Annotated in this window: 11 protein-coding genes; 9 read left to right on the top strand and 2 right to left on the bottom strand. The window is 71.7% G+C overall.

The window, feature by feature from the left end; genetic code table 11:
- Nucleotides 1-26 precede the first annotated feature (26 nt).
- From CEK65_RS17260 to CEK65_RS17230, 7 genes are all read left to right on the top strand, one after another.
- Nucleotides 27-1043 (top strand): 3-oxoacyl-[acyl-carrier-protein] synthase III C-terminal domain-containing protein, encoded by a 1017-nt coding sequence (locus CEK65_RS17260; RefSeq protein WP_152182492.1) that lies wholly within the window; start codon nucleotides 27-29, stop codon nucleotides 1041-1043.
- Between the two features lies 1 nt (nucleotide 1044).
- On the top strand, nucleotides 1045-2022 hold the full coding sequence (locus CEK65_RS17255) for an NAD-dependent epimerase/dehydratase family protein (protein ID WP_152182491.1): 978 nt from the start codon (nucleotides 1045-1047) through the stop codon (nucleotides 2020-2022).
- Nucleotides 2019-2867, top strand: a complete 849-nt coding sequence (locus CEK65_RS17250) for an MBL fold metallo-hydrolase (protein WP_152182490.1) — start codon at nucleotides 2019-2021, stop codon at nucleotides 2865-2867. The genes CEK65_RS17255 and CEK65_RS17250 overlap by 4 nt, the downstream gene beginning before the upstream one ends.
- Nucleotides 2860-4041, top strand: coding sequence for an ATP-grasp domain-containing protein (locus CEK65_RS17245; protein WP_152182489.1), 1182 nt, complete (start codon nucleotides 2860-2862; stop codon nucleotides 4039-4041). The genes CEK65_RS17250 and CEK65_RS17245 overlap by 8 nt, the downstream gene beginning before the upstream one ends.
- Nucleotides 4038-5153, top strand: coding sequence for a hypothetical protein (locus CEK65_RS17240; protein ID WP_152182488.1), 1116 nt, complete (start codon nucleotides 4038-4040; stop codon nucleotides 5151-5153). The genes CEK65_RS17245 and CEK65_RS17240 overlap by 4 nt, the downstream gene beginning before the upstream one ends.
- Before the next feature lie 143 nt (nucleotides 5154-5296).
- Nucleotides 5297-6484, top strand: coding sequence for a GGDEF domain-containing protein (locus CEK65_RS17235; protein WP_152182487.1), 1188 nt, complete (start codon nucleotides 5297-5299; stop codon nucleotides 6482-6484).
- 43 nt (nucleotides 6485-6527) lie between these two features.
- Nucleotides 6528-7541: a Rieske 2Fe-2S domain-containing protein gene (locus CEK65_RS17230; protein WP_152182486.1), complete on the top strand. Its 1014-nt coding sequence runs from the start codon at nucleotides 6528-6530 to the stop codon at nucleotides 7539-7541.
- Here CEK65_RS17230 and CEK65_RS17225 read toward each other — a convergent pair.
- Nucleotides 7531-10428, bottom strand: a complete 2898-nt coding sequence (locus CEK65_RS17225; RefSeq protein WP_152182485.1) for an EAL domain-containing protein — start codon at nucleotides 10426-10428, stop codon at nucleotides 7531-7533. The genes CEK65_RS17230 and CEK65_RS17225 overlap by 11 nt on opposite strands.
- A gap of 156 nt (nucleotides 10429-10584) precedes the next feature.
- Complete coding sequence (locus tag CEK65_RS17220; protein ID WP_152182484.1) at nucleotides 10585-11514, bottom strand: oxygenase MpaB family protein; 930 nt, start codon at nucleotides 11512-11514, stop codon at nucleotides 10585-10587.
- 6 nt (nucleotides 11515-11520) lie between these two features.
- Between CEK65_RS17220 and CEK65_RS17215 the strand changes: the two genes are divergently transcribed.
- Together CEK65_RS17215 and CEK65_RS17210 are read left to right on the top strand one after the other, a co-directional pair.
- Nucleotides 11521-12306 (top strand): hypothetical protein, encoded by a 786-nt coding sequence (locus tag CEK65_RS17215; protein ID WP_226980626.1) that lies wholly within the window; start codon nucleotides 11521-11523, stop codon nucleotides 12304-12306.
- A 308-nt stretch (nucleotides 12307-12614) separates the two neighbouring features.
- On the top strand, nucleotides 12615-14732 hold the full coding sequence (locus tag CEK65_RS17210; RefSeq protein WP_152182483.1) for a TonB-dependent siderophore receptor: 2118 nt from the start codon (nucleotides 12615-12617) through the stop codon (nucleotides 14730-14732).
- Nucleotides 14733-15047: the final 315 nt, after the last annotated feature.

Genomic DNA, 15047 nt, shown 5'->3' with positions numbered 1-15047 from the left:
GCGCGCCCCTTGTGCGAGCTTTACGGATGAGCGTCCACACCAGCAGGCCCATCGCGCTGCGCATCCTCGGCACGGGCGAGTATCTGCCCGCGCAGCAGGTGCCGGCGGAGGTCTTCGACCGGCGCTGGGGCAAGCCCGCCGGCTGGACCCTGCGGCATACCGGGGTCGCCACGCGCCACTATGCGGGCGCCGACGAGCCGGCCACCGTCATGGGCGAACGCGCCGCGCGCGCGGCGCTGGACGCGGCGCAGCTGCAGGCGCACGAGATCGACTGCGTGATCAGCGCCTGCAGCCTGATGGAACAGGCGATCCCGTGCAGCGCGGCACTGCTGCATGCGCGGCTGGGCCTGCAGGGCAGCGGCATCCCCGCCTTCGACATCAACGCCACCTGCCTGAGCTTCGTCGCCGCGCTCGATCTGGCCGCCTGCGCGATCGCCGCCGGCCGCCATCGCCGCGTGCTGATCGTCTCCAGCGAGATCGCCAGCGTCGGCCTCAATCCGGACGATGCGGACACCGCACCGCTGTTCGGCGACGGTGCCGCCGCGGTGGTCGTCGGCGCCGACAGCGGCGACAGCAGTTCGCAATTGCTGTCGGCGCGCCTGGAAACCTATTCCGAAGGCATCGACCACTGCCGCGTGCGCGCCGGCGGCACCCGGCTGCGCCTGGATCACGGCGTCGAGGCATTGCGCGCCGGCTCGCAGTTCGAAATGAACGGGCGCGCCACCTACCGGCTGGCCGCGGCGAAGCTGCCCGGTTTCCTGCAGCGGCTGCTGGCGCAGGCCGGGGTCGAGCTGGCGCAGTTGCGGCGGATCGTGCCGCACCAGGCCAGCGCCAAGGCGCTGCGCCACCTGCGCGTGGCGCTGGGGCTGGCGCCGGATGCGCTGATCGAGGTGATCGGCCATCGCGGCAACCAGATGGCCGCGTCGATTCCCGGCGCCTTGCACCAGGCGATCGCCAGCGGCCGCATCGTCCGCGGCGACCTGATCGGCCTGGTCGGCTCCGGCGCCGGGCTGGCGTTCGGCGGCGCTGTGCTGCGTTACTGACATGGCCCGCGTCCTGGTCACCGGCGCGTCCGGCTTCATCGGCGCCTATATCGTGCGCGCCCTGGCCGATACCGGCGTAGCGGTGCGCGCCAGCGGTCGCGACGCCGCCAAGCTGGCGGCCTTCGCCGGCAATCCGCGGATCGAGGTCGTGCCCGCCGAGCTGTGTCGCGATGACCTGGCGCCGTTGCTGCGCGGCTGCGATGCGGTGATCCACTGCGCGGCGTTGTCTGCACCGTGGGCCAGCGCCGAGACCTTCCGCCTGGCCAACGTGGTCGCCACCGAACGCCTGCTCGCCGCCGCGCTCGCCGCGCGCGTGCGTCGCTTCGTGCACTTCAGTTCGCCCAGCATCTACTTCCGCTTCGCCGATCACTACCAGATCACCGAAGACTTCACCCCGCCGGCGCGCTGGATCGGCGGCTATCCGCAGACCAAGTGGGAAGCCGAGGAAAAGGTGCGCGCCGCCGCCGCGGCCGGACTGCCGGCGGTGGTGCTGCGCCCGCGCGCGGTGTTCGGCCATGGCGACAACGCGATCGTGCCGCGCTTGCTGGCGGTGGCGCAGCGCGGCTGGTTCCCGCTGGTCAACGGCGGCCGCGCGATGATCGATGTGTGCTGCGTGGAGAACGCGGTGACCGCGGCGCTGGCTGCGCTGCGCGCCGAGCACATCGGCGATGGCCGCGCCTACAACATCAGCAACGGTGTGCCGATCGCGGTGCGCGACCTGCTGACCGAGCTGTTCGCGGTGCTGCGCCTGCGCGTGCGGCTGCTGCTGGTGCCGCGCGGACCGGCGTTGGCACTGGCCACGCTCGGCGAGCAGATCGCGCTGCGCCGTCGCGGGCAGCCGGAGCCGCGGCTCAGCCGCTACGGTATCGGCGTGCTCGGTTATTCGCAGACGCTGGACATCGGCCGCGCCCGCCGCGAGCTCGGCTATGCGCCGGTGCTGTCGACCGAGGCCGGACTGGCCGCGCTGGGGCGGCCATGAGTGCGCCCCGGCTGCGCTGGCGGCTGTACGAGGCCGGCCACTGCACGCACCCCGAACGCGCTACGCGCCGCGGTGCGCCGCTGGCGCCGTGCCCGTTCCCGGCGCTGGCGGCCCTGCTGCAGCATCCGCAGCAGGGCGACCTGTTGTTCGACACCGGCTACGCCCGTCATTTCTTCGATGCCACCGCGCGCTTTCCCGAACGCCTGTACCGCTGGCTGACTCCCGTGCAATTGGCACCCGGGCAATCGCTGCGCGAACAACTCGCCCGCGACGGCGTGGATGCGGACCGCATCGGCTGGATCGTGCTGTCGCATTTCCATGGCGATCACGTCGGCGGCGTCGCCGATTTCCCGCAGGCGCGCCTGGCCTGCGCGCAACAGGCCTGGGACGATCTGCAGCGCCGCGGCCGGCTGGCCGCGCTGCGCGAAGGTTTCCTGCCGGCGCTGCTGCACGGCGCGCGCCCGCGCATGCACTGGATCGAGGCGCTGCCCGCGGCGCTGTCGCCCGCCGCACTGCGCGACTTCGGCACGCCGCGCGACCTGTTCGGCGACGGCAGCGTGCTGCTGGTGCCGCTGCCCGGGCATGCGCCTGGCCACTACGGCCTGTGGTTCGAGGACGCGCAGGGCCCGGTGTTCCTGATCGCCGATGCGGCCTGGTCCAGCGCCGCGCTCGCCGACGGCACGCCACCGCCGGCCCTGGTCACCCATCTGCTCGGCGAGCATCGCGTGTACCGCGACACCCTGGCGCGGCTGCATGCGCTGCGCCAGGCCGAGCCGGGCTTGCGCCTGGTGCCCTCGCATTGTCGGCAATGGCGGCCGGCACCGGCGGAGCACCCGCATGGCTGAGGCCCCCGGCGTGCTGATCACCGGCGCACGCGCGCCGGTCGCGCTGGACCTGGCGCGCCGCTTCGCCGCGCAGGGCTGGCGGGTGCACCTGGCCGACAGCGTCGCCAGCCGCATCTCCGGCTGGTCGCGCGCGGTGGCCGCGCATCACCGCGTCGCGCCCGCACGCGATGCGCCGCGCGCCTGGCTGGCCGATCTCAATGGCGTGCTCGCCCGCCAGCGCATCGACGTGCTGGTGCCGACCTGCGAGGAGGTGTTCTACCTGGCCCGCTACCGCGGCGCGCTGCCGGCGCAGTTGCACCTGCCACTACAGGACTTCGACACGCTGCGCACGCTGCACAGCAAGTACCACTTCATGGAACTGGCGCGCAGCCTGGACAGCGCCATCGACGTACCCGCCAGCGTGCGCGTGCGCAGCCTGGCGCAGGCGCGCGAATGGGCCGGCGACGCGCCGCTGGTATTGAAACCAGAATTCTCGCGATTCGGCGTGCATGTCCGGCTCTATCCGGACGGTGTGACCGCCGATGCCACGCCGCTGCCCGCGCAGGGCGACTGGGTCGCACAGCGCTACTGTGAGGGCGAGGAACGCTGCTCGTATGCGCTGGCGCGCGACGGCATGTTGCTGGCGCATGCGGTGTACCGCCCGCGCTATCGGCTGCGGCGCAGCTCCAGCTACTACTTCGACGCCGCACCGAACCCGCAGATCGAGCGCTTCACCGCGCAACTGGTGCAGGCGCTGCGCTTCACTGGGCAGATTTCCTTCGACTGGATGGTCTCCGCGCAAGGGCGCTGCAGCGTGATCGAATGCAATCCGCGCGCGACCAGCGGCCTGCACCTGTTCGCCGCGACCGATCCGCTGGTGGCCTTGCTGTGCGGCGACGCGGGCGCGGCGCCGGCGCCGTTGCGCCCGGCCGACGAGCGCGCGGCGATGCTGGGCATGCTGATGCTGGGCGTGGCGTTGCCGGCGGCGCTGGGCCAGGGCCGGCTGCGACAGTGGCGCCACGACTACGCGCGCGCCGAGGACGTACTGGCGCCGCGCGGCGACCGCTGGCCGCTGGTCGGCACGCTGTGCGACCTGGGCAGCCACGCGCGCCTGGCGCTGGCGCAGCGCTGCAGCGTGCGCGAGGCCGCCACCCGCGATACCGAATGGGACGGCGAAGCGCTGCCGCCGCCATGAGTACCGACAGCGCCGACGCCGCAGCCGCCGACTACGCCGCGAAGCTGCAACGCTTCGCCGCGCTGCACGCCGGCGGCGACGCGCAGCAGTTGGCCGACAACGCACATGCGCGCATCGAGGTATTGCAGGCGGGCGACCTGGCGCTGCCGGTGACGGTCGGCGAACGCCACCCCGGCAACGCCTGGGTGTGCTCGCCGCGCACCACCTATGCCGACTACGCCGCCGAAGAAGCCGCACGGCTGCTGCCGGGCACGCTGGCCGCGCCGGTGCGCGGCCTGTGCGGCGGCATCGGCGCGTGGCTGGACTGGGCACGGATCGACCGTGCGGTCACCCTCAACAACTGGCTGCTGTCCACCAACCTGTACCCGCCGCTGCCGCCGAGCGGCTTGCGCGCGTTGCTGGATGTCGCGCGCGCGCGCTGGCCCGACCACGCGCTGTGGTTCCGCTCGCTCAACGCGGTGGATACGCCGCAGTGGCTGCACGCGCTGCAGGCCGAAGGCTTCACCCTGATCGCCAGCCGCCAGGTCTACCTGTACGAGGACTGGCCGCGACTGCTGCGCCATCGCGACCTGGCCCGCGACCTCAAACTGGTCGAGCGCCGCGACCTGCAGCGCTGCGGCAACGACGCCATCGGCGAGGCCGACTATGCGCGCATCGCCGCGCTGTATGCGCAGCTGTATCTGGAGAAATATTCGCACTGCAATCCGGCCTACCACGCCGGCTTCCTGCGCGCCTGGCACCGCGCCGGGCTGCTGCGCTTCGACGGCTTCCGCGATGGCGACGGGCAACTGGTCTGCATCACCGGCCTGTTCGGCATCGGCGGCACCGTCACCGCCCCGATCGTCGGCTACGACCTGCACCTGCCGCAGCGGCTGGCGCTGTACCGCACCCTCACCGCCTGCGGCATCGACCATGCGCGACGGTATGGCCAGCGCCTCAACCAGAGCGCCGGCGCGGCCAGTTTCAAGCGCCAGCGCGGCGGCATGCCGGTCATCGAGTACAGCGCGGTCGATGCGCGCCACCTGCCGCTGCGGCGACGCCAGCCGATCGCCGCGCTCGGCGCCCTGACCCGGCACATCGGTGTCCCGCTGATGCGCCAGTACCGGCTATGAGGCCAGGCAGCGCCACGCCCGAAGGCGGGCCGTAATCGTTTTCAGCGTCGATCGCGCATGCCGCGTCGGCTGCCCGACACTGGCACTGGCATATACTTTGCTGCATCTGCAACACCTCATCGCCGCTGCGGCCCGGAACATCTGTGGAATGGATTGCGCATCTGGCCCATGCCGGCACCTTGCTGATCGTCAACGCATTGCTCGCGGCGGTGTCCTCGGCGATGTTCCTGGCGCTGTACGTCACCGGCCGCAAGGAACGGCACGCGCGCAGCCTGTTGCTGCTGACGCTGAGCTACGCCGTGTTCACCCTGGGCTTCGGCACCCTGCTGGCGCCGGCCTGGCACTACATGGAAGTCTGGGTCGCGCCCGCCGGCAACGTCACCCTCGACGTGGCCACCGCACTGACACTGGTGGCGGTAAACGCCTACCTGCGACGCCCACTGCTGCAGTGGACATTGCTGGTCCCGATCGCGCTGCTCTGCGCGCTGGAACTCTACAGCCTGCACTACACAGGCCTCGATCACCGCATCATGGTGATCTTCGGCGGCCTGGTGCGCGGCATGCTGACCCTGGCCACCGCGGTGGCGCTGTGGCGACACGCCGACAGCACCGTGCGCACGCCGGCGCGCTTCACGGCCGTCTTCCATTTCCTGTGGGCCGGCATGGTCGGGCTGCGGGTGGTCTGGTGGGCCTTCCATCCCGACGTCGATACCAGCTACGACCCGACCACCAACTTCGGCCTGCTCTCGCGCATCGTGCTGACCGCCAGCATCACCCCCGGCTTCCTGTGGATGCTGACCCGCGAAATGAACGCGGAACTGCGGCGGCACGCCTCGCAGGATCCACTCACCGGGGTCACCAACCGCCGGGTGATGTGGGAGCGCGGCGAGGCGGCGACCCTCGATGCCGCACGCAAGCGGGCGTCGATCGCGGTGCTGATGATCGACGTGGACCATTTCAAGGCGATCAACGACCGCTTCGGCCATGCGGTCGGCGACCAGGTGCTGGTCGCCATCGCGCAGACCCTGACGCAGCACATCCGCATGCCGGACCTGCTGGCGCGCATCGGCGGCGAGGAGTTCATGGTGCTGATTCCGCAGGGCGACGAGGCGTCGGTGCGCGATCTCGCCGAGCGCCTGCGGCGGCGCATCGAGCAGCAACAGATCGATGCTGCGCCGGAGGCGCCGCTGGTGTGCACGGTGAGCATCGGCTACTGCCTGTCGCCCGGGGCACAGGCGTCCTGGCAGACCCTGGTGCTGGCCGCCGACCAGGCGCTGTACGCGGCCAAGCGCGCCGGCCGCAACCGGGTCGCCGGCACCACCATCACATGAACGCGCGCGGCGCGCGGCACACCACGCGCGTGGCGCCGGCGGCATGAGCGCCTGGCATCCGTCCCTGTACCGGCAGTGGTTCGCCGTCGCCCCCGCCACGGCGTTGCGGCGCCAGCCGCTGGCGGTGTCGGTGATGGACCGGCATGCGGCGATCGCGCGTTGCGCCGATGGCGGCCTGCTGGCGCTGGAAGACCGCTGCCCGCACCGGCACGCGCCGCTGTCGGCCGGCTGCGCCACCGGCGACGGCCTGTCCTGCCCCTATCACGGCTGGCGCTTCGACCGCGCCGGCGCCCTGCGCGAGATCCCCGGCCTGCCGCCGGGGCAGGCGCCGCCGGCGGTGCGGGTCCGCGCCTTCGCCGCGCGCGAACACGACGGCCTGATCTGGCTGCGTCCCGATCCGGAAGGCGCGGACGCGCCCTCGCAACTGGTGCAGGCGCTGCAGCCGTCGGCGCGGCGCTTCCTGTGGCGCACGCGCTGGGATGCGCACGTGGTCGATGCACTGGAGAACTTCCTGGACCCGCTGCACACCCATCTTCTGCATCCGGGGCTGGTGCGGCGCGGCGGCGCGCGCACCGCCATGCGCGCCGAGCTGCGCCACACCGACGAAGGCTTCCACGTCGACTACCGCGGCGCCGCGGCGCAGAGCGGCTGGCTGTACCGGTTGTTCGAGTCGCCGCGCATCCTGGAACGCGCGCATTTCGCCGCGCCCGGCAGCGCGCAGATCGAGTACCGCTACGCGCGCGGCGGCCGCGTGCGGATCAGCCTGCACTTCACCCCGCTCGACGCGCGCAGCACCGACGTCTTCGCCAGCCTGCACGTGGAGGGGCGCTGGGCGCCGGCGTGGGCGGTGCGGCTGCTGGTGTGGCCGCTGCTGCGCCGGGTCGGCGAACAGGACCGACGCATGCTCGCGCTGCAGTCGCGCAACCTGCAGCGCTATCCGGGCGCGCGCGGTGCCTCCACCGCGCTGGACCTGGTGCGCGAACCGCTGCGGCGTTACTGGGACGGCGAGCCGCTGCCGGCACCGGGCAGCGGCCACGACGTGGAACTCATGCTGTGACCGCGCCGAGCCGCTGCAGCACATCCGCCAATGGGGCCGGACGCCCGAGCAGATAGCCCTGCACGCCGCCGCAGCCGTGCGCGCGCAACCAGCGCAGCTGCGCCTCGGTCTCCACTCCTTCGGCGACCACGTCCAGCCCCAGGCAATGGCCCAGAGTCAGCAGCGCCTGGCAGATCGAGGCGTTGCGTGGATCGCGGTCCACCTCGGCGACGAAGCTGCGATCGATCTTCAGCGTGTCCAGCGGCAGGTCGCGCAGATACGCCATGCTGGAGAAGCCGGTGCCGACGTCGTCCAGGGCCACGCGCACGCCCAGCGCGCGCAGTTGCCGCAGCACGTCGCCGGCCTGCTGCGGCTGCCGCATCAGGCTGCTCTCGGTCAGCTCCAACTGCAGGCCGTTGGCGGCCAGCCCGGCCTCGGCGCAGGCCTGCACCAGGTCGGCGACCAGATCGCCGTCGAAGAACTGCAGCGCCGACACGTTCACCGCCACCGGCAGGTCCGGCCATCCGTGCTCGACCAGGGCCCGACGCGCCCGCGCCGCCGCGCGCATCACCCAGCGCCCCAGCGGCAGGATCAGCCCGGTGTCCTCGCACAACTGGATGAACGCATCCGGCGCGATGAAACCGCCATCGGCCTGCGGCCAGCGGATCAGGGCTTCCAGTTCGCGCGGCGCGCCGCTGACGGCGTCCATGATCGGCTGGAAATACAGCTCGAACTCCTGGCGCTCGATCGCCTGCTGGATGCGCCCGGCCAGGCGCAGGCGTTCGCCGGTGCGCGCGGCCATGGCGCGGTCGAAGCGCACCAGGCTGCGGCCCTCTGCCTGCGCCGCATGCGCGGCCTGCGCGGCGCTGCCGATCGCCTCGTCGGCATCGGCGGCATCGTCCGGACACAGCGCCACGCCGATGTGCGCCTGCAGCTGCTGAGCGAATTCGCCGCCCTGCACCGGTGCGTACAGCGCCTCCTGCAGCGCCTGCAAGGCCAGCGGCAGCGCCTGCGGGTCCAGGATCGCCAGCACGAAGTCCTGCGCCGGCTGGTGCGCGCTCAGCCCGAAGCGCTCGCCGAGCGCGCGGATGCGCTCGGCCACTGCGCAACGCACTGCATCGCCGACGGCGCGGCCGAGGGTGTCGCCGATCAGGCCCAGGCCACGCACCTGCACGTAGGCGATGGCGTAGCCGCCACGCTGCGCGCGCAGGGCTTCGGCCAGCGCCCGCGGCTTGAGCAGGCCGGTGCTGAATTCGTGGCGTGCGAGATAGGCCAGTTCGCGTTCGTGGGCCAGGCGCTCGGTGACGTCCTCGGCCAGGATCAGCCGCGCCGGCACGCCGCCGAACTCCAGGTCGGCGCTGTGGATGCATACCGACAGCAGGCTGCCGTCCTTGCGCCGATGCGTCCACACGCTCGGCGCGTCGAAGCCCTCGCGCGGTTTGCGCACGTCCTGCAGCAAGCGCTCCGCGTCCTCCGCCGGGCGCAGGTCGCGCAGGTCCATCGCCAGGAATTCCTCGCGGCTGTAGCCGTACTGGCGCACCGCGGCCTGGTTCACTTCCAGGAAGCGCAGGCTGTCCACGGCGAACACCCAGTAAGGCAACGGATTGCGATCGAACACCAGGCGGAACTGGCGCTCGGCATCGAGCAGGCGCGCGTGTGCCGCCACCCGGTCGCTGACATCCTGCACCGCGCCGGTCATGCACACGCCCTCGCGGGTGTGCACCAGCGCGCCGCGTGCGGCCAGCCAGCGCAGGCGTCCATCGGGCAGGTGCATGCGATAGACGGTGTTGTAGTCCGCGCGCCCTTGCGCCGCGTCCTCGTACAGCTGCGTCACCCGTGCGCGATCCTCGTCGTGGATCCGCGCCAGGAACGCCTCGATGGGCAGTTGCATGCGCTGCAGGCCGAACATCGCGCCGGTCGGTTCGGACAGGCGCAGCACGCGCCGCGCGATGTCGACGCGCCAGGTGCCGATGCCGCCCATGCCGTGCGCCAGGCGCAGATCCTCGTCGCCACGCCGCAGGCGCTGCAGCAGGTGGCGTTGGCGACGCTCGGCGCGGCGCAGGCTGACCAGCAGATAGGCCAGGCCGAGCAGGTACAGCACGTACACCAGCGCCGCCGCCGCGACGAACCACCACCAGCCGGACAGCGTCTCGCGCAGCCCCACCCCGGCGACTGCCAGCAACGGATGCGCACCGCCGCCGCTCAGCGCCAGGATCCGCGGTGTCCCGTCGAAGACATCGCGGCGTACCCCCAGGGCGCCGCCGTGCGGCATCGGCTGCGCCAGCGCGATCGGCAGACGTGGCTGGCCGGCCGCGAGCGGACGGCTGGCGGCCAGCAGCACGCCCTGCGCGTCGGTCAGCGCGACGATGCCGTCGCGCCCGCTGTCGGTGCCCTGCACGATGCGTTGCAACGCGGCCACCCGCCATTGCGCCTCGACCCAGCCATCGGTGCCCCACGGGACCGCCACGCGCACCACCGCCTCGCCATCGGCCAGGCGCACTGGCGGACTCACGCAGACCCGGTCGCCGCAGCGCGCGCGCGGCATCCATGCGCGCAGTTGCGGATCGCCCGTGCCGCCGAAGCGGCGTTGGCCCTGCACATCCAGCAGGGCCACGTCGCGCAGTTCCGGGTGCCGCGCCTGCAGGCCGTGCAGCGAGGCGGCGATCAGCTCGGGCGCCCGCATCGGCGTCTCCGCCAGCAGCGCCTGCGCACTCAGGCCCTCGCCATGCAGGGCCTGGCCGAGATTGTCCAGTTGCAACTGCAGCAGGCGGTCGCTGCCGGTGGCCAGGGCCAGGCTCTGCCGCTGCGCTGCGGCCAGGCGGTTGTGGCGGTCCTGCGCCAGCACCAGCACCAGGCCGGCGGCCAGCAGCACCGCCAGCGCCACGCCCCAGGTCGCGATCGCCCGCAACGGCGCGCGCGTGACGCGACGCAGGCTGTGCCGAAAGCGACGGTCACGCTTCCTGTCGGCGAGCGGGTTCGGCGGCATCGAGGGTCGGGAGTGCGGCCTGGGATCGGCGATCTTGACCATCCGTGACGCGATACTGCGTTCAGCGATGCGGATAAATCATTCAGTCCGCTGCGGCCACTGCGCCAGTGCCTGCGTCGTCAGTCCCACCCGTCGGCACGCACGCGCGGCGATGCCATCGTGCAGTGCCACCCGGAACAGCGGCGCCACCTGCTGCAGCAACCAGGCCGGCACCGTCGGGCCGGTGCGCTGCAGCCGTGCCTGCCGCAGCAGGGCGCTGGCCCATGGCGGCAGCAAGGCCGCGCCGGCGCCCAGGAACAGTTCGCGCGACAGCCCCGGCGCCGGCACCGGCAGACGCAGCCCGGACAGCACCGCCAGCACCTCGCGCGAGCGCGCATCCACCCGCAGCAGCGGCCGCTGCCGCGCGAAATAGTCCAGCACCGCCGCCTCGCTGGCCGGGACGTCGCGCGCGCCCAGCGCTTCGGCGACGCGCCGGCCTTCGTCGTAATAGCGGTCGGCGATCGCCGCCGGCACCGCGCGGCAGTAGCGGCGGTAGCCCTGCAGGAAGCCGTAGGCCTCGGTCACGTGGACCCAGGTCAGCAGCGCCGGATCGTCGGCGGCGTAGGCGAGCCCGTCGGGCGTGTGGCCGCGCACCCGCGTGTGGATCGCACGCACACGGGCGATCTGGCGCTGCGCCGCGTCGGCGGGCGCGTAGCTGGTGGCGGCGACGAACTGGGTGGTGCGGCGCAGGCGCCCGACCAGATCCTCGCGAAAGTTGGAATGGTCGTAGACCCCGGCCAGCGCCAGCGGATGCAGGGTCTGCAGCAGCAGCGCACACAGCCCGCCGGCCAGCATCCCGGGAAACTCGGCATGGATGCGCCAGGTGACGCTGTCCGGACCGAACAGGCCCACATCGCCGAGCGGCTGGTCGTAGTCGATGGCGTCGCGCTCGCGCGGGAACGCGCCCAGCACCCAGCGGCGGATCTGCGCGGTGGCCGGAGCGGAGAGGGTGCGTAGCAGCGGGGGCATGCGCCGATGGTAGCGAAACCGGCGCGAGCGCCGTGCGATGGCGTATGGCGCGCCGCGGCCGCGCCGCATGTGCGACCGCAGCATGCACTTTGCGGCCGCTGTGCTAGAAAGAAGCTGCCTCAAGATCGCCAACCGACGTTCCGCGTCCGTCACCGCATCTGCAAGGAGCCCGTCATGCTCGCTCTGTTCAAAGGCTTGGGATTGCTGCTCGAGGACAACGCGCTGCACCAGCGCTCGTTTCCCGAACAGGTCGCGCACTGGCAACACAAGAGCGAGGCGCAGATCCGCGAAGAGGTCGCGTTGCTGGCCAAGGCCAAGCAGCAGTGGCTGGTGGCGTCGATCATCGGCTGGCAGGCGATCTCGCTGATCCTGCTCGGCGTGATCACCGCGCAGTTGTGGCAGCACGACTACCACCTGACGTTCTCGCGCATCGTCATCGTGGTCACCTCGTGGGTGGCGATCCTGTTCGTGATCTGGTTCATCGCCAACATGTTCGACCGCACCGCCGGCTTCGAGCGCTGGCTCACCGCGTTCAACAGCCGCGAACCGCTGTCGGCCGATGCCGACACCGTGGAGTGCGTGGCCGACGCGCTGAACATGGCGCGCAAGTATCCGGAGATCCTCGCCTACAAGCGCGAGGTGGTGGCCAACCGCGAACTGCGCCACGAGGACATCCGGATCATGCGCGAGATGGGCCGCATCCGCCTGCATGCCGAACTGGTCGCCTCGCTAATCCAGTTCGAAGGCACGCCGCCCGGCGGCCAGCCCGGCGTGTTCCGCGTCGCCGGCTGAGTCGGCCGCACACGCATCTCACGCGCGCCGTCTGCGATAGACGGCGCGCCCGCCGATCCGACATCACGCGCGGGCGCGACTCGGGCGCAACACGCGCACAGTCGGTCGTGATCCGCGCGTCCGACGGCGTGTGCGCTCAAGCCCGCGATCGCCGCAAGGGCGCAATGCCACGGCGATGCCAGCCCCCAGTCAAACCGCACCGACCCGACGCAGCCGGCGTCAGCCGACCGCGGTGACACAGGGCATTCCCAACGCCCGTTTCGCGAAATATAATCATTCTCGATTAGAACTTTCGCCCCACGCTCTCGATGACACTGCATCCCCTTTCGTGCGCCTGCCTGCTGGGCATGGCGCTGTCCCTGCCTGCGCACGCCGCCAGTGCCGACACCGCCTCGGACGCCGACAGCGGCGCCGATGCCGCACAGGCGACCGCCCTGCCCACGGTGCAGGTGCGCGCCGACGCGCAGAGCGGCTTCCGCGCCACCGGACCGGTGCAGGCCGACAAGTCGGATGCGCCGCTGGCGCAGACGCCGTTCTCGATCACCGTGGTGCCGCGCGCGCTGCTGGACAGCCAGCAGGCGCGCACCCTGTCCGATGCCCTGCACAACGTCTCCGGGGTCGTCGCCAACACCTACGGCCGGCGCGGCTGGGACGACCTGATCATCCGCGGCCAGACCGCCTCCGACGCGCTGTTCGTCGACGGCCTGCGCACCGCCGACAGCAACCGCGTGGCCGAGCAATTGTTCGGCGTGCAGCAGGTGGAGGTGCTGAAGGGCCCGGCCTCGCTGCTGTACGGACAGGTGCTGCCGGGCGGCCTGGTCAACCTGATCAGCAAGCGTCCCGGCGCCGAGCCGATGCGGCGGGTCGACCTGGGCGTGGGCAGCGACGGCCTGCGCCAGGGCAGCGTCGATCTCAACCAGCCGCTGTCGGCCGACGGCAAGGTGGCGCTGCGCCTCAATGCGCTGGCGATGAACAGCGACGACCCGACCGACCACGTGTACTTCCGCAGCCGCTGGATCGCCCCGTCGCTGTCGCTGGACCTGGGCCCGCGCACCGACTTCGTGCTGCTGACCAGCTATCAGGAACGCGACTACATCCGCCAGCAGGGCCTGCCCTGGGAAGGCAGCGCCGAACCCAACCGCAACGGCAGGATCGACCGCGCGCTGTTCACCGGCGAACCCGGGCAGCGGCCGTACCACAGCCATCAGAGCCGGATCGGCTACGTGCTCGATCACCGCTTCGACAATGGCTGGAGTCTGCACCACGCCGCGCGCTGGCAGAGCTTCGGTCTGGACGGTTTCCTGATCGCCAACAACGGCCTGGCCGCCAACCTGCGCACCCTGCGCCGTACCGCCACCCAGCAACAGTTCGACGGACGCACCTGGGTGCAGGACACCTACCTGCAGGGCGGCTTCGCCACCGGCACCTGGCAGCACACCGTCACCGCCGGCCTGGACGCGTTCAAGACCTGGGAATGGAACGTGCAGTCGACCTGCCGCGTCGGCAATCTCGACGTGTACGCGCCGGTCTACGGCAGCGCCGTGACCTGCCCGGCCCGCCCCACCCGCGACAACCTCAGCGTGGTGACCTCGGGCGGCCTGTACCTGCGCGACCGCATCCAGTTCGCGCCGGACTGGCAACTGCTGCTGGGCCTGCGCCACGACCGCAGCCGCAACCGCAGCGAGGACCGGCTGGCCGGCAGCGACACGCGCACCGACAACAGTGCCACGACGGGTTCGGCAGCGCTGATGTTCGACGCCGGTGGCGGGCTGCGCCCGTATGTCAGCGTCGCCACCTCGTTCTATCCCAACGTCGGCGTCGATGCGCAGGGCGCGCAGTTCGATCCCGAGCGCGGGCGCCAGGTGGAACTGGGCGTCAAGATGGAAGTCGGCAGCGGCACCAGCCTGAGCATGGCGCTGTACGACCTGCGCCGGCGCAACGTGCTGCAGACCGATCCGTTCAACGACGGCTACAGCATCGCCGTGGGCGAACAGCGCAGCCGCGGCCTGGAGCTCAACGCCGCCGCCGACCTGGGCAACGGGTTGAGCCTGTTCGGCGGCTACGCCTACACCGATGCCGTGGTCACCGACGACGGTGGCCAGCGTGTCAGCACGGTCGGCAGCCGCCTGAACAACGTGCCGCGGCATAGCGGTTCTGTGTGGCTGCAGTACACCGCCCACGGCGCGGCCGACGGCTGGAGCGTCAGCGGCGGCGCCCGCGCCGAAGGCGAGAAGACCGCCTACGGCCATCGCATTCCCGGCTACCTGGTGTTCGATGCCGGCCTGGGCTACCGCCAGGGCCATTGGCGCTACGCGCTGAACCTGAAGAACGCCTTCGACCGCGACTACTTCACCGGCGGCCTGCAGCGCGCGGTGGCTCTGGGCGACCCGCGCACGCTGTTGTTCTCGGTGGGCGTGGATTACTGAGTGGGTGCGCGTCGTTGCGCACGACGCGACGCCGTTCGTGCCAGCGTGCTGTGGGATCGCGGGACAGCGTCCTGTGGGAGCGGCTTCGGTCGCGACGCGAGAGGCCATCCGGCGGCTCCGTTGCAGAGGCGTCGGGACTGAAGTCCCTCCCACAACGGCAGCGATCCGATTGCGATAGTCGGATGCAAGGCGGATACGGCGACGCGATGCGTCGGTCGACCTCGCATCCGGGTCGCGGCTGAAGCCGCTCCGACGGTGCCGATCTTCGGACCGCAACGAGGCATCGCGCAGGAGCGGCGTCAGCCGCGACGCATG

It is taken from the genome of Xanthomonas sp. LMG 12459, from assembly GCF_009192905.1.
In the GTDB taxonomy this organism is placed as follows: Bacteria; Pseudomonadota; Gammaproteobacteria; order Xanthomonadales; family Xanthomonadaceae; genus Xanthomonas_A; species Xanthomonas_A sontii.
Note: the sequence above shows the minus strand (reverse complement) of the source record. Positions and strands in the feature narration are given on the sequence as shown.